We start from the raw sequence: 2387 nt of genomic DNA, 5'->3' as shown, positions 1-2387 counted from the left end.
TCCGTATGTTTCAACGAGCATGTCTGGAATGGTTTTTACTGAGAACGTCATGCGGCCTCACTTCTGCTATTTCGCAGGTCTTTGAGTTTCTGTTGGTACTCTGCCTTGATCGCCTTGCACTCTTCGATAGTCCAGCGATGGCGGTTATGGTTTGATTCGATTTCGTCTACTGCTTCCTGCCCGATGCGGCTAATCAGTTCGACGCGATACGGAACGAGATTTCCGCTTTTGTGCTGGTTGCACACCACGCATTGCTTGTGAATATTGCGTTCATTAAATCGGAGTTGAGGTGCCGCAGCAGTTGTCCGGTAATGTCCGGCATCCCACTGAGCAGACGTGAGCGTTCCGCACGAGATACATGGTAAGTCGCGGTCTCTTTCTCTGATGAAGGCGTTTACGGCTTGTTGGGCTTGTTTAATCCAGTAACTGCGGGGCTTTAAGGCGAGTTTTCGAATCTTAAGTTTATCTTTCTGTTTCTGCTCCTCTCGTCGTCGTTTCTTCTCTGCTGCTTTTTCCGCTTTTTCGCGTTCTTTACTTCGTCGTTCGAGTGCTATCTTGGTTCCACACTCTGGAGAGCACCACCACTGATTAGCGAATGCAGGGTGAAACCATTCCCGGCATTCATCGTTTTTACATCGTCTTCGCGCTGGTTTAGCCATCATCTTCTTCCTCGTGCATCGAGCTATTCGGATCGCTCATCAGTTCTGCGCAGCAGTGCTCACACACGTGAACTTCCAGCACATGCAGCTTCTGACCGCAGTTAGCGCACGTTAAAGCTCGCTCGACGCTTTCTTGTTCGTAACTTCGATTTTGGTCAATCACCTTGTTTTCCTCGCACGACGTCTTAGCCACCGGATATCCCACAGGTGAGCCGTGTAGTTGAAGGTTTTTACGTCAGATTCTTTTGGGATTGGCTTGGGTTTATTTCTGGTGCGTTTCGTTGGAAGGTATTTGCAGTTTTCGCAGATTATGTCGGTGATACTTCGTCGCTGTCTCGCCACACGTCCTCCTTTTCCTGCGGTAGTGGTAACACCCCTGTTGGTGTTCTTTCACACCGGAGACACCATCGATTCCAGTAAGGTTGATTTGGTCGGAAGCGGTTATCTTCTTTGCATTCACCGCACCGATAACATCGCATCATGCAGCTTCCCTCCCGAAGTCGAAATCAAGCTGCCCTCCAAATATTTCGCATGACTCAGAACAAGAGCCGGTATCGAATCTTTTAGCTCGTACCATGTCCTGATACAGGGCTTGATAATCATTTTCTGAATACATTTTCGCGATACCGTCCAGCGACATTCTTCCTCGGTACATAATCTCCTTTGGCGTTTCCCGATGTCCGTCACGCACATGGGATCCCGTGATGACCTCATTAAAAACACGCTGCAATCCCTCCTCATCTTTGCAGGCAAGTCCGATTTTTTGCGTTGATTTTTTAATGCAGAATATGCAGTTACCGAGATGTTCCGGTATTTGCAAATCGAATGGTTGTTGCTTCCACCATGCGAGGATATCTTCCTTCTCAAAGTCTGACAGTTCAGCAAGATATCTGATTCCAGGCTTTGGCTTTAGCCGCTTCGGTTCATCAGCTCTGATGCCAATCCACGTGGTGTAATTCCCTCGCCCGAAATGGTCATCACAGTATTTGGTGAAGGGAACGAGTTTTAATCTGTCAGTGCAGAACGCGCCGCCGACGTATGGAGTGCCATATTTCTTTACCATATCGATAAATGGCTTCAGAACAGGCATTCGCGTCTGAATATCCTTTGGTTCCCATACCGTATAACCATTTGGCTGTCCAAGCTCCGGGTTGATATCAACCTGCAATACGGTGAGCGGTATATCCCAGAACTTCACAACTTCCCTGACAAACCGATATGTCATTGGATGTTCACAACCTGTATCCATGAAAACGTAATGCACGTCTTTACCTGCCCGTCGCTTTTGCTCCATTAGCCAGAGCAAATATGCTGACGTCCTGCCACCGGAGAAACTAACGACATTTATCATGCAGCCCTGTCTCCCCATCTCGCTTTCCACTCCAGAGCCAGTCTCGCTTCGTCTGACCACTTAACGCCACGCTCTGTACCGAATGCCTGTATAAGCTCTAATAGCTCCGCAAATTCGCCTACACGCATCCTGCTGGTTGACTGGCCTATTACCACAAAGCCATTCCCGGCAAGGTTAGGAACAACATCCTGCTGCTTTAATGCTGCGGTAAACACACAATTCCAGCTTTCTGCATCCAGCCAGCGACCATGCCATTCAACCTGACGAGAGACGTCACCTAAGCAGGCCCATAGCTTCCTGTTTTGGTCTAAGCTGCGGTTGCGTTCCTGAATGGTTACTACGATTGGTTTGGTTGGGTCTGGAAGGATTTGCTGTAC

Annotated in this window: 7 protein-coding genes; all 7 read right to left on the bottom strand. The window is 48.6% G+C overall.

All coding sequences use genetic code 11. The features are described 5' to 3' along the window. Positions 1 to 51: hypothetical protein (locus IA22_RS38440; RefSeq protein ID WP_479680728.1), on the bottom strand; the 51-nt coding region annotated here is incomplete at its 3' end. Then, complete coding sequence (locus tag IA22_RS36155; protein ID WP_001108044.1) at positions 48 to 659, bottom strand: recombination protein NinG; 612 nt, start codon at positions 657 to 659, stop codon at positions 48 to 50. The genes IA22_RS38440 and IA22_RS36155, both read right to left, overlap by 4 nt. Beyond that, positions 652 to 822 (bottom strand): protein NinF, encoded by a 171-nt coding sequence (locus IA22_RS36150; RefSeq protein WP_000566997.1) that lies wholly within the window; start codon positions 820 to 822, stop codon positions 652 to 654. Before IA22_RS36150 ends, IA22_RS36155 begins: the two co-directional genes overlap by 8 nt. Further along, on the bottom strand, positions 819 to 1001 hold the full coding sequence (locus tag IA22_RS36145; protein WP_000113775.1) for a NinE family protein: 183 nt from the start codon (positions 999 to 1001) through the stop codon (positions 819 to 821). Before IA22_RS36145 ends, IA22_RS36150 begins: the two co-directional genes overlap by 4 nt. Next, on the bottom strand, positions 968 to 1138 hold the full coding sequence (gene ninD / locus IA22_RS36140) for a protein NinD (protein WP_223368622.1): 171 nt from the start codon (positions 1136 to 1138) through the stop codon (positions 968 to 970). Before ninD ends, IA22_RS36145 begins: the two co-directional genes overlap by 34 nt. After that, positions 1138 to 2040 carry a phosphoadenosine phosphosulfate reductase domain-containing protein gene (locus IA22_RS36135; protein ID WP_227864649.1) on the bottom strand — a complete coding sequence of 301 codons (903 nt, stop codon included), beginning with the start codon at positions 2038 to 2040 and terminating at the stop codon, positions 1138 to 1140. The genes ninD and IA22_RS36135 overlap by 1 nt, the downstream gene beginning before the upstream one ends. Then, positions 2007 to 2387, bottom strand: a 381-nt coding sequence (locus tag IA22_RS36130) for a recombination protein NinB (protein WP_081889929.1), incomplete at its 5' end; no start/stop codon positions are given. The genes IA22_RS36130 and IA22_RS36135, both read right to left, overlap by 34 nt.

Origin of the sequence: Kitasatospora papulosa (assembly GCF_000717245.1) — a bacterium.
Taxonomy (GTDB): domain Bacteria; phylum Actinomycetota; class Actinomycetes; order Streptomycetales; family Streptomycetaceae; genus Streptomyces; species Streptomyces papulosus.
The sequence above is the reverse complement of the archived record's forward strand: the minus strand, read 5'-3'. Positions and strand labels throughout refer to the sequence as shown.